This window comes from Peribacillus sp. NJ11 (assembly GCF_030348405.1).
GTDB lineage: Bacteria > Bacillota > Bacilli > Bacillales > DSM-1321 > Peribacillus.
The window spans coordinates 3808977-3829815 of the sequence record NZ_JAUCFO010000001.1 but is presented as its reverse complement, the minus strand read 5'-3'; the positions used below and the strand labels follow the sequence as shown (position 1 = coordinate 3829815).

The 20839-nt window shown below is 36.5% G+C and carries 19 protein-coding genes and 1 pseudogene; 2 read left to right on the top strand and 18 right to left on the bottom strand.

The window, feature by feature from the left end; genetic code table 11:
• Nucleotides 1-3: 3 nt before the first annotated feature.
• The 14 genes from QUF86_RS18920 to QUF86_RS18855 form a co-directional block, all read right to left on the bottom strand.
• Nucleotides 4-1113, bottom strand: a complete 1110-nt coding sequence (locus QUF86_RS18920) for a glycosyltransferase family 1 protein (RefSeq protein ID WP_289335200.1) — start codon at nucleotides 1111-1113, stop codon at nucleotides 4-6.
• On the bottom strand, nucleotides 1098-2252 hold the full coding sequence (locus QUF86_RS18915) for a glycosyltransferase family 4 protein (protein WP_289335199.1): 1155 nt from the start codon (nucleotides 2250-2252) through the stop codon (nucleotides 1098-1100). The genes QUF86_RS18920 and QUF86_RS18915 overlap by 16 nt, the downstream gene beginning before the upstream one ends.
• 194 nt (nucleotides 2253-2446) lie before the next feature.
• Nucleotides 2447-4273, bottom strand: a complete 1827-nt coding sequence (locus tag QUF86_RS18910; protein ID WP_289335198.1) for a polysaccharide biosynthesis protein — start codon at nucleotides 4271-4273, stop codon at nucleotides 2447-2449.
• A gap of 283 nt (nucleotides 4274-4556) precedes the next feature.
• Entirely contained in the window at nucleotides 4557-5261 is a 705-nt protein-coding gene (locus QUF86_RS18905; protein ID WP_289335197.1) for a CpsD/CapB family tyrosine-protein kinase, read from the bottom strand.
• Nucleotides 5262-5271: 10 nt separating this feature from the next.
• A complete protein-coding gene (locus tag QUF86_RS18900) occupies nucleotides 5272-6012 on the bottom strand; it encodes a YveK family protein (protein ID WP_289335196.1) in 741 nt (246 codons plus the stop codon).
• Nucleotides 6013-6206: 194 nt separating this feature from the next.
• Nucleotides 6207-7988: an ABC transporter ATP-binding protein gene (locus QUF86_RS18895; RefSeq protein ID WP_289335195.1), complete on the bottom strand. Its 1782-nt coding sequence runs from the start codon at nucleotides 7986-7988 to the stop codon at nucleotides 6207-6209.
• 9 nt (nucleotides 7989-7997) lie between these two features.
• On the bottom strand, nucleotides 7998-9173 hold the full coding sequence (locus QUF86_RS18890; RefSeq protein ID WP_289335194.1) for a nucleotidyltransferase domain-containing protein: 1176 nt from the start codon (nucleotides 9171-9173) through the stop codon (nucleotides 7998-8000).
• Nucleotides 9174-9644, bottom strand: coding sequence for a lasso peptide biosynthesis B2 protein (locus QUF86_RS18885; RefSeq protein ID WP_289335193.1), 471 nt, complete (start codon nucleotides 9642-9644; stop codon nucleotides 9174-9176).
• 34 nt (nucleotides 9645-9678) lie between these two features.
• Complete coding sequence (locus QUF86_RS18880) at nucleotides 9679-9975, bottom strand: lasso peptide biosynthesis PqqD family chaperone (protein WP_289335192.1); 297 nt, start codon at nucleotides 9973-9975, stop codon at nucleotides 9679-9681.
• Nucleotides 9968-10906, bottom strand: coding sequence for a phosphoenolpyruvate carboxykinase (ATP) (locus tag QUF86_RS18875; protein WP_289335191.1), 939 nt, complete (start codon nucleotides 10904-10906; stop codon nucleotides 9968-9970). Before QUF86_RS18875 ends, QUF86_RS18880 begins: the two co-directional genes overlap by 8 nt.
• A gap of 88 nt (nucleotides 10907-10994) precedes the next feature.
• Nucleotides 10995-11120: a paeninodin family lasso peptide gene (locus QUF86_RS18870; protein WP_289335189.1), complete on the bottom strand. Its 126-nt coding sequence runs from the start codon at nucleotides 11118-11120 to the stop codon at nucleotides 10995-10997.
• Between the two features lie 14 nt (nucleotides 11121-11134).
• A complete protein-coding gene (locus tag QUF86_RS18865; RefSeq protein WP_289336254.1) occupies nucleotides 11135-13057 on the bottom strand; it encodes an asparagine synthase-related protein in 1923 nt (640 codons plus the stop codon).
• 592 nt (nucleotides 13058-13649) lie between these two features.
• On the bottom strand, nucleotides 13650-14546 hold the full coding sequence (locus tag QUF86_RS18860; protein WP_289335188.1) for a hypothetical protein: 897 nt from the start codon (nucleotides 14544-14546) through the stop codon (nucleotides 13650-13652).
• 244 nt (nucleotides 14547-14790) lie between these two features.
• Nucleotides 14791-15684, bottom strand: a complete 894-nt coding sequence (locus QUF86_RS18855) for a selenium metabolism-associated LysR family transcriptional regulator (RefSeq protein WP_289316317.1) — start codon at nucleotides 15682-15684, stop codon at nucleotides 14791-14793.
• A gap of 133 nt (nucleotides 15685-15817) precedes the next feature.
• Here QUF86_RS18855 and QUF86_RS18850 point away from each other — a divergent pair, with 133 nt between their 5' ends.
• Complete coding sequence (locus tag QUF86_RS18850; RefSeq protein ID WP_289318372.1) at nucleotides 15818-16840, top strand: YeiH family protein; 1023 nt, start codon at nucleotides 15818-15820, stop codon at nucleotides 16838-16840.
• Nucleotides 16841-16864: 24 nt separating this feature from the next.
• On the opposite strand, the gene speD is transcribed toward QUF86_RS18850, so the two are convergent.
• Nucleotides 16865-17701 carry an adenosylmethionine decarboxylase gene (gene speD / locus QUF86_RS18845; protein WP_289316316.1) on the bottom strand — a complete coding sequence of 279 codons (837 nt, stop codon included), beginning with the start codon at nucleotides 17699-17701 and terminating at the stop codon, nucleotides 16865-16867.
• A gap of 443 nt (nucleotides 17702-18144) precedes the next feature.
• On the opposite strand from speD, the pseudogene QUF86_RS18840 reads away from it, so the two are divergent.
• Nucleotides 18145-18476 (top strand): annotated as a pseudogene (locus QUF86_RS18840) (IS5/IS1182 family transposase); the annotation flags it as partial.
• Between the two features lie 95 nt (nucleotides 18477-18571).
• Here the strand turns inward: QUF86_RS18840 and QUF86_RS18835 are convergent.
• Genes QUF86_RS18835 through QUF86_RS18825 form a run of 3 tightly spaced genes read right to left on the bottom strand, consistent with a single transcriptional unit; the run spans nucleotide 18572 to nucleotide 20834 of the window.
• Entirely contained in the window at nucleotides 18572-19234 is a 663-nt protein-coding gene (locus QUF86_RS18835; RefSeq protein WP_289316315.1) for an ABC transporter permease, read from the bottom strand.
• Between the two features lie 17 nt (nucleotides 19235-19251).
• Nucleotides 19252-20169, bottom strand: coding sequence for an osmoprotectant ABC transporter substrate-binding protein (locus QUF86_RS18830; RefSeq protein ID WP_289335187.1), 918 nt, complete (start codon nucleotides 20167-20169; stop codon nucleotides 19252-19254).
• A gap of 11 nt (nucleotides 20170-20180) precedes the next feature.
• Complete coding sequence (locus QUF86_RS18825) at nucleotides 20181-20834, bottom strand: ABC transporter permease (RefSeq protein WP_289316313.1); 654 nt, start codon at nucleotides 20832-20834, stop codon at nucleotides 20181-20183.
• Between the last annotated feature and the right edge of the window lie 5 nt (nucleotides 20835-20839).

Sequence of the window (20839 nt, the reverse complement as noted above, 5' to 3'; positions counted from 1 at the left end):
TGCTCACCCTGTCATTGATATATAGAAATTTTTAAGTTCATCGGCTGTTTCATTTATGGAGTATCCTTGTTTGGAAAGTGAATCCGGTTGTATACTTCTGTTCGTATTGCTAGAAGTTATTTTCATTAAATGGGAGGACCATAGTGAACTATTGGTAATAGGCAGAAATTGAATAAGATTGATACCCAAATCTACCTCTTTGGATATTTGGTCCGAGATTAAACACGGCAGACCTGCTGCCTGTGCTTCAATAAGGGAAACTGGCAATCCCTCATGTAAAGAAGGAAAGACAAAAACATCGAAGGCTTGAAGGATTCGGTTAATATCACTCCGTACCCCAAGGAATTTAACTTTGTTCTCTAACTTATGAGCTTTAACTTTTGTTAAGATTTCTGGTTTTAAGGGTCCTTCTCCCACTAAAATTAAATAGGAATTTTCCTTTTCTCTAATAAAATCGGCAAAGATATCAATCAAAAGGGAGTGGTTTTTTTGTTGAGCAAATCTTCCCACATGCCCTAAAACACATGCATCACTTTCGATATTCAATTCTTTTCTAACTTTACCTCTTGTTTCAGATGAGAAAGAAAATAATTTATATTCAATGCCGTTCTTTAAAATATTCACATTTTTTGTTTTATCTTTAAATAGCCATTGTGCTGCCTGTCTGGAACAAGCTAATAAATTTGTAGCATTGGACATGATCAATGTCCCTGCATACCATTTATAGATTCTAGAAGCTAGGCCTCCTTCACTTTGTGTATTATGACTATGTGAGATTCTTTTTGGGATTCCTGCTTTTTTAGCTGATTGAAGAACGAGTCCACTCATTTTATCCATATGGGCATGAACGACTTTGTAGGTAGCATTCTCCCTAAAGAATCCGTCTAGATGTTTTTTATAAGCAAAGTGACCGACATCAGAAATATAAGGAATTCTATGGATTTGACCACCAAGTTTTAGGATTTCATTATCGAATACGCCTTCTTTGGATGTAAGAAAATCAAATTGGATCTTCGAGCGGTCCATATTGCGATATAAGTTCATGATTAAGGTTTCCGCTCCGCCCCTATTCATATTGACGACAACATGCAGGATTCTTAGTGGATTCCCCATACTCTTTCCTCCGTATCTACCATGTATGTTCTATAAATTTCACTTTTTGCTTCCAGGATTTTTTTAGTGCTATATTTCCTTTCAATCATTTTATGGCTGCATTCACCTAGCGTTTTTCTCATAGCAACATTTCCGGCAAGTTTTATGACCTTTCCAGCCAATGACTTTTCATCATTTCCCTTTATTAACCACCCATTTTGACCATTGGAGACCAACTCCCTATGCCCCCTATTGTCATTAGCTATAATAGGCAGCCCACAAGCCATTGCTTCCATGATATTAACCGGAAGCCCTTCTCTCAAACTTGACGCTACAGCAAGATCGCTGATTTTTAATAATTCGTCTATATCTTTTCGAAATCCAAGAAAATCCACCTTGTTTCCAATTCCTAAAGAATCCGCAAGCTTCTTACATTCGTCTAATAAGGGTCCATCTCCAGCCAATAGTAACCTGGCGTTTTTAACTTCATCTTTAATTAAGGAAAAAGCCCGAAGCAATAGTTGCTGGTTTTTATTTTTATTGAACTCGGCTGCATAAAACATAATGAAATCATCATCACAATAGTCTTTTTCTATCCTTAGTTCAGTTTTCTTAATTGTGGAGACAGGGTGATATTGATTTGTATCAACCCCAACACCATGGATATGGGTAATCTCCTGTGCCCTGAAGTTTCTTTGTATGGCAAGTTGAAAGTCTTCAGTATTGATCGTAATCAAACAATCTGTCATTCTCGCTAATGATTTTTCAATTGGATAGTAGACCAGCCAGTTTAGCAGAGGAGCACCTTTACAGAAATGGAAGCCGTGTGCCGTATAAAGCATTTTTGTATCGCGTGCTCTCGCCTTACGACCAGCAAGTCTGCCTAGCACTCCCCCCATTGGCGTATGACAATGAATGATTTGAAAATTGTTGTTATCGATGATGTACTTTAATTCTTTGTATGCCATTATGTTTTCTTTTTTAAATGGAGATCTCTGAATGGGAATAACGTGCTTTTTATCAACGAATGGGAGATTTAATTCACCATGCGCTGCTGTATGAACTTTATATCCTTGCTCTTTAAACCATTTAAAATATGGCAAGTGAAACGCTTCAAAATGATAATCCTTTGTTGCACAAAATAGGACTTTCTTCTCCATGATTCACTATCCTTTCGGTATCTAGGTCCGTGCTTTCATCTAATTCATTCTCTAATCAATAGTGTAGGAAAGTTAATAGCATATTTTCTTTCTTTGTCTCCCTTTGTTGTTTTAAGCTAACAGCCTTTGCAATTAACTAGCTCTATTCATGTAGCCAGTATTACCGAATTTCTGAAATTCATAGTGAATCCATTTTAGTTTGAAACGGGTATAAGGGAAGGGGGAGTGACACGTTCATTAGCCAGGTCTACAAGTTTTTTCCTTAGTGAATCTTTATCCATATCAGGATAATTGTTTATAATATCCTCAATTTCCTTTGAATATAATTTCCCCGTCTTACCTATGTAAATATTTGGATATATCTGTTTTTCATGAATTTCATCCTTATTCAGTAGCTCTTCAAATAGCTTTTCACCTGGTCTTGTTCCCGTAAATTCTATTGATATATCATCTTCTGAATGTCCGGAGAGCTTAATCAAGTTTTTAGCCAGATCAACGATCTTCACTGGATTGCCCATATCAAGTACAAAAATTTCGCCGCCTTGTGCTAACGCCCCCGCTTGAATGACAAGTCTTGAAGCTTCAGGGATAGTCATGAAATAACGAATCATATCAGGGTGTGTCACTGTGACTGGCCCGCCTTTTTCAATTTGCCTTGTGAATAGCGGGATGACACTTCCTCTACTCCCTAACACATTCCCAAAACGAACTGCTACAAACTTCGTTTTACTCTCTCTATTTATTTGTTGAATCGTCATTTCCGCTAGTCTTTTTGTTGAACCCATTACACTGGTAGGATTGACTGCCTTATCACTGGATATCATCACAAAAGTCTTTACCCCGCTCCAACTTGCCGCATTGGCGACATTCATCGTACCGATTAAATTATTTTTAACTGCTTCTTCAGGATTTCGTTCCATTAATGGTACATGTTTATGTGCTGCAGCATGATAAACGACATCTGGTTGATATTCTGCCATAACGGACAACATTTTTTTTTGATCTTGAAGATCAGCAATTTCTGTTAAAAACTCGATATTTTTGTTTTTATATATTTCTTTTAACTCCATTTCTATCGTATAAATACTGTTCTCACCATGTCCGAGTAAAATTAACCTTGCTGGATTAAATTTAGAAATTTGGCGGCAAATCTCTGATCCAATCGAACCTCCCGCACCAGTGACTAAGATGACCTTTTCAGTTACATATTCTGAAATTACGTCGATATCTAATTCTACAGGTTCTCTTCCAAGAAGATCTTGAACCTGTACATCTCTAAATTTATTGACTGAAAGCTTTCCGGTTAATAAATCTTCTAACATTGGAAGGATTTGTGTCTTTGCATTTGTTTTCGCACATTCTTGAAATATTCGATTCAATTCTTGTTTATTCAACGAAGGAATGGCAATGATGATATGTTCGATATTCAATACTTCAACTTTTTTTGCAATTTTGCCCACTCCTCCAACTACAGGTATTCCTAAAATATCAAGATTCTGTTTTCGTGCGTTATCATCAATAAACGCTACTGGTAATAAATCAACATCATTATTTTTTAATAATTGCCGGGCAACCATCGTACCTGCTGATCCTGCCCCGATTATTAACGTTCTTTTTTTATTTTCATATTTGATTAAGTATTGGTCTCTATACATTCTCCAACAAAATCTTGATCCGCCTATCAACAGCATATGAAGCAGCCAAGTTACCGCTAATAACCGATAATAAACATCATGAAAAAGGAGTGCCTGTACGATTGATGTAGTAAAAATGGATGCCGTTACTGTTTTGAATATAATGGCTAATTCACCAATGCTCGCATACTCCCACGCTTTTTTATAAAGATGAAAAGTAATGGCAAAAATATGATGGCTGAGGAGAATCGTAACAGAGCTGAGGACAATGGGAATGGTAAAAACATAAATACTGGCATCCACTAAAAATCGTCCCAAAAAAATGGCTGATAAGACAATACATGAATCTATTAATATAAAAAGTGATAGTCTTTGCTGATATGTCAATACTTTCCCCCCATATATAGGATCAATTTATTTGTTACATTTAAGCGGAATTCAATGATAAAGTGCTAATGAATGCTGTCCTATTAAGACAGCATTCATTAGCACTTTAATAGAAATATAGGGCATTTAACCCTCCCTCACCCCACACTCTTGACGACTGGCGTCTAAGGTCTTTTCAACCCACAGCATGATCGAGTGCCTCCGTTTATAATGGCAAGGAGACATCACCAAATACTTTTATTACCGTTCGTAATAAAGAACGGCATTCGAAAAAATTTTTTCTTTATAGGATTCTCTTCAGTAAATTGGTAAAACGGGTTTCTGGATTTTCGTTTAAAATGACTCCTACAATCTTTTCTTCAACAAATTGAAGGATTCTTTTTGTAGCTAAAGCCTTTTTCAACTCCGTTTTTCCATTATTGAAAACGAGTATGATACCATTGCAATAATTGGCTAAAATTTTCGTATCTGTAACCTCCAATATTGAAGGAGAGTCGATTAACACAATATCGTAATTCCTTTCGCACTGAACAAGGAATTCCTTCATGATTGGCACTCCCATGATTTCGCCTGGATTGAAAGGTATAGGACCACTGGTCAAAACATCTAAGTCACCCATTCCCGTTCTGTATACAGTATTATCAAGAGATGAGACAGTATAATCAGATAAAATATTCGTCAACCCTGTTTTATTTGGAATCTTAAAAATTGAGTGAATCGTGGGGTTTCTTAGATTGGCATCTATTAGTAAAACCTTTTCTTTGTTTTGGGCCATTGAAACAGCAAGATTGGCAGCCGTGGTTGATTTACCTTCTCCGGATGTCGGGGAAGTTATCATAATGATATTCCTTTTCTTTGATACTGATGAGAACTTAATATTTGTTCGGATCGCCCTATACTGTTCGGAGATTAATGAATCTGGACTTGAATAAGCTACCAAGTTCCTTTTCTTTAGTTTATCTCCGAACTTTTGTTTACCAACCGCCATTCATTTCGCCTCACAATTCTGCTCTAGTTTCGTTCAAATGTTTAGCTTCTTTGATTTGTTGTATATTTCTTTTACTGACATTCGAATTCTTTTTATTCATTTTAGATACATGTCCTATAACTGGAAAACCAATGATATCTTCCACTTCTTGCTCACTACGAATAGTATAATCCAGTGAATTCAATAAAAATGTCAGCCCTATGCCCAAAAATAAACCTATTATTCCGCTCTTAATAATCGTTCCACTATTGTCTCCGTTAATGGGTACTAGGTCTACCTTTGCCGAGGACAAATTCCGTATGTTTTTAAAGTCCACTATATTAGGAGCTTCATTTTTAAATACTCTAGCCGTCGTATTGGCTATGTTGGCAGCCATATAAGGCTCAGATGCTGTGACACTGATACTGACAACTTCTGAATCCTCTACGCTAGTTACGTCTATTGCCCCAGCCAATGCTTCTGGAGACATCGATAATTCCATTTCATTGATAACTTTCTGTAAAACCGTTGTATCTTTTATTATGACTTGAAGGGTTTTCATTTTATCCTGATTGGCCTCTATGATAATTCTCGTAGACGCTTGGTATAGAGGGGTTGTGGTTAACGTTTTCAGATACCCTGCCAATATGAATAATAAAGTGACAATAATCACAATCCAGTAACGTCTACTAATGATTCCAATCAGTTCTTTTAAATTTATCTCTTTTGCAGGTTGATGATTTTCAAAGTTCCGTTTCGAGTAATTTGTCATTGAACCACCTTTTTCAATTTAACTTTTCTTTATTAAGAACAACGATAGCTTGACATAGTGTTAAATTACTATAATCAAGGACATTTTTCTTCTGTGTTAAAATTCCTATGATTATATCCTTATTTTAGTTCTTTATAAAGAACGCGTCAACAGGTTATGTCGATTTTCCGGGAATTTTTTCATGAATTAATCGATCATATAATATCCACTTCTCTTGTTAGTAATTGTTTGAATAAACCTCTTTCTCTAGCCAATGCATTATATTCACCTTTTTGTAATATCTTACCTTTTTCTAACACTATAACTTGATCAGCATTTTTTATTGTGCTTAAACGGTGTGCTATGACAATGATGGTCATACTTCCTTGTAAATTTTCGATAGCTCTCTGAATTTTAGATTCGGTATCGTTATCAAGGGCGCTTGTAGCTTCATCCAAAACTAAAATGGATGGCCTTCTCAAAATAGCTCTTGCTAGAACTAGTCTTTGCCGTTCTCCTCCAGATAACCTAACCCCTCTGTCGCCAATTACCGTATCCAGGTTTTGAGGCAATTTACGTACAAATTCATCAGCTGCTGAAAATTCCAGGGATTCCCATATCTTTTTGTCACTTGCATCGGGATCGACTATAAGCATGTTCTCTTTAATGCTTCCATTAAATAAAAATGGATCTTGGGAAACATAACTAATGGATTTCCTCAATCCGATTATTTCCTTGCTGGAGAGCTTTATGCCATCCACTAGAATTTGGCCCTGATCAGGAAGCAAGAGCCCCATGATTAAATCAATCAATGTGCTTTTACCTGCACCGGATGGACCAACAATGGCAGTCAACTTGTTAGCTGGTATTGCTATTTTGATATTTTCCAGGGTAAAGTCTGTTTCAGTTTTGTTATAACGAAAAAAAAGATCCTGACATTCTAGTTTTTGTTCGATAACGATTGGTTTGATACTCTCAAGAATAAAAGCCTCATTGTGGCTTTTCGCTTCATCTTCAATTTTTAGAATGGATTTAAAAGCTGGAATAGTTGAAGATATATTTTCCAAATTACCTTGAATGGCTGTGAATCTGGGCCATAACCTTGAAAAAATAAGGAGAATGAGTAAAAGTTCTTCCTGTTGAGCAGCAAAAAGGGTAATCGATAAAAAAACGAACGCCGCTATCAATAGTGCAGACGATACTTTATAAGATAATTGGGAACTTGTGTTTAACTTAATGTATTCAATTTGTTCCTCGTTCATTTCTTTAGTTAAAGAACTAATCCAATTTACATGCGTTTTTTCTAAATGATAGCTTTTTATATCCTTTATCCCATTTAACTGATCGGTAACACTGGCTAAATAACTTAGAGCTAACTGAGAGGTCTTACTACCCAATGACTTAGCTTTTCTAATGAACCTTCTTGAAAATATGGCAAGGATCAAACCGGAAATCAATACAAATAAGGTTATTCTTGGGGCTAACCAAAATGCGACTCCAATTTGAAATAACGTAAAGATTGCTGAGGCTAATAATTGTAAAATTAGATTAATGCCCGCACTTACTCGTGCTAAATCGTTAGTCATCACGTTAATCAAATCCGATTTCCGTGACTTAATAAAGAACTCCCAGTTGGCATGTAATAATGACTTATATATTTCAATCCTTAAATGTCTAATATATGATTGTTGTATTCTTACATCACGTATTGATAGATTACGTTGTAGAACATTCTGGAAGATCACTAAAATAATATAAAAACCTAAAATAATGGATAAGCTTATCATTTTAGGTAACTCGACCATCCAGGAGAGCATGGAAGGAAGATTATTTGATAAATCTATATCTATTACTCCACTGACACTAATCATCGGGACCAATAAAAGTATACCTATACTATCCATTAAGCTGACAATTACCATTCCAAGCATATTGATAAAGAGTATTTTCCCAGTGAAAGTGTACAACCTTTTGAAAAAGAACAGCAGCTGTTTCATCTTATCCTCCTATGACATTTCTTGTATTCTCGTTTTTCTCCAAAACCATAAAAAAGGCCTCAACGGAAAATACAAAAAATGGAACTTTTGAGGCAAAGGCAAGGTTATTGTATCCTCAAAATAAGGATGCAGAAAACTGAGAATGAATAACATTTTATTCTGAAATGACATGAGTGAAAATAGATGCTTTTTATGATAACTTGCAATCTCTTCAGATAGTGTATCATCATGAAGGTTTATGAAACGTTGAATATAAAATAGAGCTTCTTGTGCCAATCGGTTGGAACGGCTGCCTGTTGTAAGTTGTATCGCTTTTTTGTTTATCTGTGTATTTAAAAGTTGGGTAGCAAGGACTAATGTTTGACCGGCAACATGACTATATTGATATTTCTTAAGAAGGCTCATTATTTTGTCCCAATCCAAGTTTGTTTTGCAAAGGCGGTCGATATCCACTAACCAACGAAGGCGTGACCATCCATGACGTGCACCATGTGAAGTAAGAAATAAAAAAAGATCCTCATTCCCTAAACAATATATGGGATATGATGTTGGCAGTGAGCTAACCTTCTTTCTTTGCCATAAATCATTAAAAGTGGGCTCCTTGGCGGGACCTGGGTTTAAACGCCAATGAATTTCAAGTTTAATCTCTTTCTCCGCATGAAAATAGACAAAATGATGATGGCGCCATTTCCAATCATTTAATACGGTTTGTATATATTCATCTTTTACATATCCCATTTGGATTAAAAGGGACTCGGCCTTATCTAGATCATCGATATTAACCAAAATATCAATATCACTTGATGTCCTTTGGGAGATATCTCCATATAAATCAGCTGCCAGTATGGGGCCTTTCAAAAATAGCGTCGAAATTTCATTTTCAAAAACCAGTCTGGAAATTTTTTCGATTTCTCCACTTAGCTTTAACATTTTAAAGGTGTTTTTTTGATAATCGTAGAACATCGATTGAATAATGGTTGCAGGAATATATTTTGCGGATTTAAGTTTCGTATATATAAGTGGGTAAACCCGATGATGCCTGACTAGTTTCAAGAACAAATTCCAATCAAGGTTTGGTTCAACACTAATTGGAACCTGCTTGTTTGTTTCATTATCCAGACAATCCAATAAAAACTTTAATTCATTAGATATGCTTGAAGAATCGAAATTGGTTTTGCCATTCATTTAATTCCCTCTTTTAAGCTCTTTTTTTGTTTTAGCGAATTTCCCGACAACTATGAATTTACCCATTTCTTCTTTGCCCGTTACAAAATACGAACCACACCGTAACCAAGCATGAGCAATCAAATCACCTTTTTCATTTCTTGCCGTTCCTAAATAAAGTGTACTTTCCATCCCTCTTCTTTCTAGCATTTTCATACCCGCTATCGCTTTAACTAAGCATTGGCTCTCCCAGAATGTATAACTGCTCATGATATGTATGGCATCTGATATGTTCTTTAAATTCTCTTTTTCAAAATCCCTTATGGAATAAGTGGTTTCTTCCATGTAATTTCCTAGGAATCTTGCACTCTTTATTAATGGAATTAACTTATAAATACGGCCAATTGCTAAAAAAAATAAGGCTTCTATCAGTAAACTCTTCATACTCCAATTGAAAGATACGAAAGTGTTGATTTTTTTATAAAGATTCATCTTTTACCCCTATATAAATTTAGATGATAATTGCTCAAGTTTCAGATAAAATAATTAACTCCTCATCATATAAATCGCTTAAAAAAGATAACACTTCTTCTTCGCATTCTTGGTGACTGACTTCATACTGTGACATCAACTTACCTATTAAATCACTAATTTTAATTGGTTCTTCCAATAAACTCCAAATTTCCCCACCAAGGACACCCAAATTATAATAATTCCCTTTTTCTATGCTTAGCATGACTGTTTCCCCATCCATATCACTAACGATATTCCCCGGATTTTGAGTAATTATTTTATTTTTTGATAGTACTGATGCGTTAATCATTTATTTTCCCTCCTTTAATTATACTTAGTACCGTAGCAACAAGATCGTGGGCTGTGAATGTTGAGGTTGGACGACTCAATCGATATATTGGCACAGAATTAATACACTTTGCACAAATCTTGAAATGCCAATCCATCATATGCATCCTTTCAATTAGAGATCGTCTATAGGTATGCATGTGCAATACTTGAAATCGATGAAGATTTTCAATGGCTTGTAGGTCAATAGCTTCTATATCTGCCCCAGTTAACTCGAATATGCCTCCAAGGGGCAATGGTAGGTTATAAAAGTCTACCTGCACTGGTACCGAAAACTTTGTCATTCTATCGAATAAAGGTTGATAATCAGTCGAATTCATACCAAATGCATTTAAACTCTCCTGCCATAACTTTTGTTGAGGGTATGAGGGGATAACAAATGGTTGGTTTTCCTCCATAAGAGATATAGCCACTACATCATCACTTAAAAGTTTGTACCCCTTATTTACGAAAGAGGAAGCTAATGTGGATTTGCCAGCTCCTGATTCTCCAATAAAAGCATAAGCTTTTCCATCAATGGCTATTGCACTTCCATGCAGAGGTAACACCTTTCTTTGCATCAACAAAATCCCCAAACAGCTTCCTAAAATATAAAGCCGAACCTTATCTTCGTTGTAACTTTCACAAGATGAAAAAGTAATGGTTTTCCCTTCCTCTATAGAAAAAACAGCTAAACTTGGCACTTCAAACATAACGCGATTTCCTTCAACGACAAAACCTGTGCAATTTAAGGGATTTATTTTAGACCAATCAATTGATAAATCTTTCTTTGTAATCGTTAAGTCTACTACCCTTTCGTTATCTTTTGCTTTCTCTAATTCAGGAAGGGGAAGTTCACTTTCTACCATTAGCCCAAATGTGGTATACGTATATGTTTTTTCCGTGCCTAACATTCTCTTCACTCCAAACATATCATCACTGTTTTCATAAGAAACCCTTACACTTACAAGGTGTAAGGGCATAAATCCTTTTAAATGAAACTTAGCTGAATTTTACCGGATCATCCGGATCTGGTTGAATCGCATCAGGAGTTTTCCTTCCTGGTCCAGCCATTGTTAAATTAACATTAAGTATTTCTAATTTTGGTTTTTTCCATTCTTTTTTCATCGTTTCACCTCCCTTCAAAAATGTTTTTTTATAAATCGTGACACTATTAAGGTTCGCATTAAAATCCTGAAATCATCATCAAACACTTTTTCTGGAAGAGGGTTTTGTTCGACACTACTAAGTGCCTTCCTAACTTCCTCCATATTTAAAAATTCAGACATGACTTCATCTTTACTTAGACTCTGCATTTCTTCTATAAATGAACTCCATGATGATGCCATCCTATGAATTCCATCTGAACCTTGTATTCCGCGCGTTTTATTATTCAGCCTAACATTATCAGGCAGATAGCCCTTAGTGGCCCTTCTTATTAAAGAGCGATCCTGACCATTTAATACGTATTGTGATTCTGGAACTGAATTACAAAATTGGATGATACGCAGATCGTTGGTTGGATCACGTTCAGCTATAGAATGTCTTAAGGATAGCTTGGTGGAAATATTCCCATTGATATTCCAATAGTACAATTGTTCAAATTGAGTTTTTTTCATAGTAAAAACATTTGTATTAATGGCACCTTTAACATCAATGTTATGTTCATCTAATTTGGTGAATACTTTCGTTCTTCTTGCGAATTCAGGGTTTATTAGCATCGGATATGGTTCTTCTGCTGATGATAATGATGGGAAGGCTTTTTTTCTTACCGCTGTCATAACTCTCGATTTGTTCACTCCATGATTTTCACTGAATGAATGTAATTCTTTGTAAAAGTGAATCAGTTTAAACTGTTTTAATAAACTAGCTTGATAGTCTAAAGCATGTCCCCATGATATGGTCCAATTACCTCTTTGACCATTTAGTAGTACTCTGATATTTTCTTGTGCAGCTTTTTCATAAATTCCTTTTAACCAAAAACTATTTTCATAATATTTATAAGGCATTTCTAGCACTTCAAGCCAATCATCTATCTCGGATAACGGGCTTTTATCCTTAAAATCTAAATAGTTATCCTTGATATTTCCTACGTACTCTACAGTAGAAGAAATGAAAGGTCTCTCATCAGCAACTCTACTTTTAGGAGTCCAATCCACAAAATCCTCAACTGGTACATAGCTATATGTATGTAATTGTTTTTTTTGCTCATCTAAAGCCTTGGCTGCAAAACTAACGACAGATCCTGAGTCCAGTCCCCCACTTAAATGTGAGCCAATATTGTACGTGGTTCTTAATTTGGATCTCACTACCTTGTCAAAAACGTCCCGAAAAGCTTCCACATATTCTTCATTGGTCTTGAACTTTAGCTGCACTTCTTTTTTAATAAAGGAATACCTTGAAAAGGTTACCTCCCCATCAATAATGCTTATTGAATGTGAAGGTGGTATCTGTTTAATGTTCCGATAAACAGTTGAAGAAGGGTCTACTGATTCAACATTAATTGGAATAGCCAAAAACTCCGATAACCACTCCTCATTCAACCTCTTTTCTACATAAGGCAATGTTAGCAGTGGCTCCATCGTCGTACAAAATGCTAATTTATCTTGATTTTTGAAGTAATAAAGAGTCCGACTGCCTGAAAAATCACGGGCTCCGAACAATTTACGTTGTTTTTGATCCCAAATCATAAACGCAAAGTCACCAACCAAATACTTTGGGGTTTCCTCTTCCCATTTATGATAGGCAAGAAGGATTAATTGACTATCCGTCATATACGGTCGATCAGAATTCTTAACCTGTAAACGATCAAATAATTCTTCTCGATTATCAATGACTGCATCCGCTGTAATCGCAAGTTGCCTGGCATAATCATAAAATGGCAGAGTTTCGTCTACCGATTCAGGAGTTATCCACTGATTCTGGCACCCAAAAAAGATTCTTTCATCATTCCATACTTGAATGCTGTCGGCCGGAAATTTATGTAATGATTTCATTAAAATCTCTCCATGATGGAGATTGATCGGTTCTTGGTTTAAATGTAAGAGGCCAGCGATTGCGCTCATTTTTTTCCTCCTGCCGCTTGAACATTCTTTATTATAAAATAATTCAATCAAATAATTTCGTTCTTAGAAAAGAACTTTACAAGTGATAATTAATCAAAATTCTCTATAATGTTCACTATAAAGAACATCCCTATGTATAAAGTACCACCTTCATTAATCTTCTGTCAATATACAACAAATGAATTTCACAAATATTTTAATTTCTTTATTATTTTACATTTATTTTAAATTTTGGAGGATTATTTTAATTAGTATATTGAATGCTTAACATGTTAATTGAATCTCATTCCTCCTAAAACCGCAAAAATATTTTTCTGTAAATGGAGGTTTTTCATGAAATTTTATCAATAATATGAATATACTAATCTATAAGGGGAGTGATTCAGATAGCTTTTTTAAATGCCTTCAATAATTTCAAAAAAGGGAAAAAGTCCAAGAAAATAAAGAACATGGATTTTCGGGAACAGGACGTAAAGAAATCGTCTGAGCTCATTGGTAATAATGTAATTGTCCAAAATATAATTAACAATCACCTTTCAAAAAAAAATAACCACTTATAGGGTGGTTTTTTTAATTAACATGGGAAGTCGTTTCAATCTTTTTCTATCTTCTCGCTTACTTCATAAATATAGTTATACTGTAAATAGTAATCGTATATGACATTTTGCAGGATCTTGAGTAGTGATTTATCGAATGTATCGAATTCAGTTTGATAACTATTTAAGACAGTGACAAATTTCCCGTCTGTGTTTTCAAAATAATGGAGAAGAAAATTCTTGTAATATTCACTATCACTATTGCTTTTATTCGAAATGCACGGATCTCCGGTTTCGATCGACTTATCAATCATGGCTTTGATGGATTTAGGCAGCTTAGCTTTCTTGAACTGGTTCAAGGTATAGATATCATAGGTAAAGGATAGTCCTAATTGATTGGAGTAAAAGTCCATGGCACATTCCAATGTATAGATTAAGGGTGTTTTGAAGTCTTTGCTGTTGGCAATTTCCTCTGATATCTCCAATTGATATTCCTCGGATGTTAAATATGCTGCAAATTTCATTTTCGAACTGCTGACGCTGAATACCTCATAAACGGCTGCGTCTTGTTTTTCAATTTCAATTTCGATATTAAAAAACTTAAAGTGCTTTAAACGGTAAAAAGCAATCGGTGCCAATAGGAAAAGCAGTATCCATACAAGGTATAGAAATAACGTGTTAAAGATGATTTGATAAAATTCTGACGTTACTATCGGTTCGATGATTAACGTTATCAATGTATGTTCAAAGCCTTGAGAAATAGGAGGATTTTGTGTAATTGCTGAATCAACGGCTTCCTCTGGCTTATTCCAAGTTTGGATACCTAATTGAGCCATCGCAACAAGCGTATAAACAAAAATTAAAATAGTTCCTAACACATAAAATTTTGGCATGAACCCTATAATTCTGTCGAAAACAGAAATCCGCTTATCTTTCTGCTCCTCTATAGCCAATGTGGTTGCTCCTTTTAAGATTGATAAATGCAGGAAAAGTCCTACAGGGACTCAGAAGTTCCTGGAGGCTACCTATTTAATTTATATGTTTGAAATTATGTTAAAATACGTAAATATTGTTTATTGATTGACATATTCCAAAATACTTTCGACGTTTTCATTAACATAATAAATATTTCGTCATACAAAAAATGCCCATCCTCTTTAAAATTGAAAGGATGAGCTTAAAGTTTAAGTGAGTGATTTATTTAGGCTGGCCTTTTATCGCAAATTCCTCGACCTTCCTTAAAAACAACTCCATCGCTTTTGACGCTTCGAAATCTAACTTTTTCACGATTGAAAAAGGTCTTATAATGGGTTCATTTTTTAAATGAAAGGTTTTCAATTCATTGGATTTCAATTCTTTTTGTACAGTCAATCGGGATAACAAGGCAATGCCCAGCCCAGCCATCACCGCTTCTTTCACTCCTTGGATACTGGTGAAAATAAAACTTTTCTTTATGTTCAGTTCCAGGCTGCTCAGAAGTTTATCCGAATATGCACGGGTTCCTGATCCTTGCTCCCTTAGTACCCATGTTTGGTTTTGGAGCAAGCTACCCTCGATGATATCCATCTGTGAAAGTGGATGAACGGGGGGGACGACGACAATCATCTCATCATTCATGAATGGGCTGACATCTATATCTTTATAATCCGTTTCTCCCTCAATCAAACCTATATCAAGCTTATTCGAACGTATTCCTTGAATGACTTCATTAGAATTCGAGATGATGATTTGTATGTCCACCAGCGGATATTGAGCAGCATATTCCGCTAAAACTTTTGGAAGGTAGTATTCCCCTATCGTGAAACTTGCACCTATTTTCATCGTTCCGCTAACCACGTTATTAAAGTCATTTATTTCCCTTATTGCTGTCTCATAATGATTAAGCATTTGCTTTGCATGTCTATACAAAATTTTTCCCGGCTCTGTTATTTGAACTTGTTTGGGAGAACGGTAAATTAATTTCGTACCTAACTCATTTTCCAGATTCCTTATGTGAAGACTGACTCCTGGCTGCGAAAGGTTCAGAATATCGCCTGCTCTAGAAAAGTTTTTCTGTTCGATTACGGTTACGAATACCTTTAAAGGATCCATGGTTACCTCCCTATATACTTATGCATTTTATTTTATCATAAGTAGAAGTAATCATTGAAATAGCAAAAATATATTTCACTTATTTTTACTTAAGCTTTAAAGTAAAGGCATCAACATAGATGGAGTGATCACACTGGAACAAACAGAGGTTCAAACGAGAAAATTAGGATTTACAAAAGGAATAGCTTTGACTTTGCTAATTGCCATAGCAGCAAAATACTTAGCAGAGCTTCCATTCCTTCATATAATGGGACAGCTAGTCATTGCAATACTGATTGGTGTTGTTTGGAAATCGGTCATTGGCGTTCCTGCTTACGCTGTTGCAGGTACAAATTATTCAAGTAAAGTCCTTTTGAGAATGGGCATTATCCTATTGGGGATGCGCTTGAACTTGAAGGATATTTTTAATGCCGGCCCGAAAACATTTGCAGTTGGGGCCATTAGTCTTATATTTGCTATATTAGTAGTTTATGGGCTGACCCGTCTATTTAAAGTTGAGAAAAAGCTAGGCATATTGACAGCTTGCGGAACAGGAATTTGTGGAGCTGCAGCCATCCTGGCAATTTCCACTCAAATTAAAGCAAAAGAAAAAGATACAGCAATCGCTGTAGCGACGGTTGCTGTTTTAGGTACAACCTTCACTTTCGGTTACACGATCCTTTACCCATTACTGGAGTTATCCGGGCCAGGATACGGTATATTTTCGGGTGCGACACTGCATGAAATTGCTCACGTCATCGCTGCGGCAGCACCAGGAGGAAATGAGGCAGTCGACTTGGCAGTCATGGTCAAATTGACTAGGGTTGCCCTACTAATTCCCGTTGCCATTTTAATTGGATTCATCATGAATTGGAAAGAGCGAGAAACAGACGGAAAGAAATTTTCCTGGAAGTCCATTCAGGTACCATGGTTTATTTTTGGATTTTTATTAATGAGCGCCCTCTATTCAACTGGTGCAGTTCCCGAATCTATAGCTGATAAGCTTGTTATGCTTTCCTATATCCTCATGGCAATGTCCATGGCAGGACTAGGATTGAATATAGACATCATAACTTTTAAAAAATATGGCGGTAAACCTTTTATTGCTGGACTAATCGGTTCTGTTTTATTAACGTGTCTCGGCTATGTATTGGTTCATGTTTTCCAGTTAAATTAATATTTCACTAAAAACAAGCATCCCTTAATCGGCATGCTTGTTCTTTACTGAGGGATGCGGGACATTGGCACCATAAAAAATTTCGTCCATCTCCGTTTGTAGCCTTACAATTATTTCCTCCCTTTCTTCTGTATTTAGTTTTTCCTCTGTATAACCGAATAAGTAATTATTGATATCGAATCTTTTTAGCTTACATTTTGTATGGAATATATTTTCCTGGTATACATTTACATCAATCATGTCATATAAACCCTTTACTTCTTCAGGAATATAGTTTTGAATGGAATTAATATCGTGATCAATAAACAATTTCCGGCCATCTTTATCTCTCGTAAATCCTCTAACACGGTAATCTATCGTGATAATGTCGGTATCGAAGGAATGTATGAGATAATTAAGGGCTTTAAGCGGAGATATTTCCCCACAAGTAGAGACATCGATATCGGCCCTGAATGTGCTAATGCCTTCATTTGGATGAAATTCAGGATATGTATGTACGGTGATGTGGCTTTTATCCAGTTGCATGACCACATTATCAGGTAAAGGTCCTGGTGATTCCTCATAAGTCCCAGTGGGTACCTCAACGACAGGACCTTCTGAAACAAGAATGGTTACACTCGCGCCTTGAGGGACATAATCCTGTTTGGCCGTATTTAAAACGTGTGCTCCTATTAAATCAGAAACGTTATGCAAAATCTTCGAAAGCCTTTCTGCATTATATTGTTCATCGATATAATCCAGATATGCCTCTCTCTCTTCCCTGGTTTTTGTATAACAGACATCATACATATTAAAGCTTAAAGATTTCGTAAGATTATTAAAGCCATGAAGTTCAATACGTTGCTCTGGTGTAAGTTTCATGATTGATTCCCCTTTATTTTTTTACAACTACCCTTATAGTTACCCTTTTTCTGAAATAAAAAACTAAGCAGGCAAGGCTCGACTTCCATCTTCTAATAGGCAATAGTAATTTTCCGGTAAAGAAACCTAATAAAAAGAGCCATTGCATCAGCATTGGCTCTCAGACTGTAGACAACCGATGAAAATGAGTTTGCCTATAGTTTTTTTTATGGATTGTACAATTTGAACGTTGTTTTCTGCTCCAGGCACTCGCTTTCCGCGGGCGGTCCGGGAGCCTCCTCGGCTTGTGCCTGCGGGGTCTCCATAGACGCGCTTTTCCCGCAGGAGTCTCGCACCTTCCACTCCAATCAACTTTGTTATAAAATTCAGATAGAAACTATACCTGAGAGTTGAAGGTGTTGCTTCGAATCAGTTGGTTCGGAAACATCACTTGAGGAAAGATTCTATTAAACGAAGAAATCACACCTGCTTTACCCTATACACGTCCTCGCACAAAAGAAGGATTCTTTCGCAATAATGACTATGTTTACGATGAACACTTTGATTGTTACCTTTGCCCTTCGGACGAATTTTTTAAGTACTCAACAACTAAAGAAGGTTATCGCGAGTATCGCCAAAACAAATTAGTGCAACATGCTCATCTTTATCACGGTGTACAGAAAGCAGTGACCATCAAAAGGTAGTGACATGGCATCTGGCAAGCTTATGTGGAAGAAACAGATCATCTGCGTAATCACCAAGATGTAAACCTATATATGCGAAACGAAAAGAAACGAAAGGGGTTCGGAATTTTTTTATTCCGAACCCCTTTTGTCTAGAAACTGAGAGCCATTGCATCAGCATTGGCTCTTTTATTGTCTTGACTTTGTTTTAGGCAGTATGAATTTTTTTCTTTTTTATCGGTGAAAGCAATCGTTCCAGCCATCCGAGTAAAAGATCTGACAGAATGGCCATTAATGCAGTCGGGATAGCGCCTGCAAGTATTATCGCTGTTCCATTTGAAGCATTCGTTCCCCTCACAATGATATCCCCCAGGCCACCTGCGCCCACGAATGTACCGACAGCAGTTACTCCTATTGCAACGACAAGTGCAGTACGTAAGCCAGCCATTATGACAGACAAGGATAATGGCAGTTCGACCATTCTTAGTAACTGGAGCTTCGTCATCCCCATTGCCTTGCCAGATTCTAAATAAGCATGATCGATACTTGTAATTCCGACATAAGTGTTCCTCAGGATTGGCAGTAAGGAGTATAGAAACAATGATAAGATTACCGTATTTGTTCCTAAGCCCATTACTAGCATTAGGAGAGCAAGCATAGCCAATGCTGGTGTGGTTTGTATGACATTCGTTATCGAAAATATCCAATTACTCAATTTCTTATGTTTCGCGATGAAAATGCCTATCGGGATGGCTACGATTGCAGCAAATAAAACTCCATAAGCGGACATTAAAAAGTGGCGATAAAACTCAGTAAGTACATACATCCAATTTTGGGAATAATAAGTTCCCAGCTGTTGCAAGGTTTCCATTGGTTTGCACCTCCCATTTATTCAAAATATTTATGTGCTTTAAGGAATTCAGTCGCTACGACCGATGGTTCTTTTAATTTCCCATCCACTTCATAGTTCAGTTCCTGCATGGTTTCAGTATTGATTTCGCCAATCAACTTGTTTAGTTCATCTTCAATCTCAGGATATCGTTCCAATAATTCTTCGGTAACGACCGGTGAACAGTCATACGGAGGGAAATATTGTTTATCATCTTCCAAAAGCTTCAAATCATTAACCTTAATCCGACCATCGGAAGAGTATGCAAGGACAATATCCATCTGACCATTTTTGACTGCATCGTATACCAGGCCAATCTGCATCGGATAAGTTTCCCCAAATTCCAATCCATATGTATCGACGAACCCTTGATAGCCATCACCTTTTCTTTTCAGCCAAGCACTATCGACACCTAACCTTAAATTATCTGCATCCTTTTCCAGATCAGATATTTTCTTATATCCTTTTTCTTCTGCCAATTCATTTGAAATCGTAAAGGCATAGGTGTTATCAAATCCATAAGAATCAAAAAATTTGAATCCATATTGTTCTTTGAATTCCCTTTGTACAATTTCCATCGCCTTTTCTGGATCCTTTTCGATTTCCTGTCCCAGGACACTAGTTAAATCCGTCCCTGTATATCGAGTTGCGGCTATATCTATATCACCGCTCTCCATCGCTTTTTGCTGAACGAAATTCGAACCTAGATTTTTGACGATTTTCGTATCGAATTCCGTATTCCTTTCAAGGAGTTGAGCGATCATGTTCGCCAGGATTTCGGATTCGGTCATACTTTGGGCACCGATCTTTACAGTAGTTTCAGAAGATGACCCTAATCCTGGCAAAGAGCATCCGCTGATGATTAATGAACATACTATAAGGGCTATGAAAATTGAACTTCTCATTTTTTTATACATGGTATTCCTCCTCAAGCAACTTCCTTCATACCTTTTAATCCTTTTGGTACGACTTTTCGTTCAATGATCGAGAATACATAATCCACCAGGATAGCCATGATGATCACCGGAACTGCACCTGCGATGATATATTCTGTTTGGTATAAATTCAAACCGATAAAAATGTAATCACCAAGACCTCCGCCTCCAATAAAGGAAGCTAAGGTTGCCCATCCAATTAGGTAGACGGAAGCCGTACGAATTCCAGCCATAATGACGGAAAGTGCAAGGGGGAATTCAACCAGACGAATCCTCTCCCAGCTTGTCATTCCGATGCCCCGGCCGGATTCCAGCAGATTTTCATTTACGCCTTTAATGCCTGTGTATGTATTCCTGAGTATAGGTAAAACGGAATAGAAAAATAACGCTATGATTGCAGGGGTTTTCCCAACACCGAAGAAAGGAATGAAAAAGGCAAGGACTGCTAAGCTCGGCAGTGTTTGCATAATGTTTGCAATTCCGATTATAATGGATGCGCTCCTTTTCATTCGGGTCAACATAATGCCTAGCGGTACGGCGATTATTATTCCAAGGAAAACAGCGATCATGGATATATATAAGTGCTCCCATGCCTTATAAATCAACTCTTGCCAGTTCGTTTGTAAAAAATCGAGCAATGTTTCCATCTCTT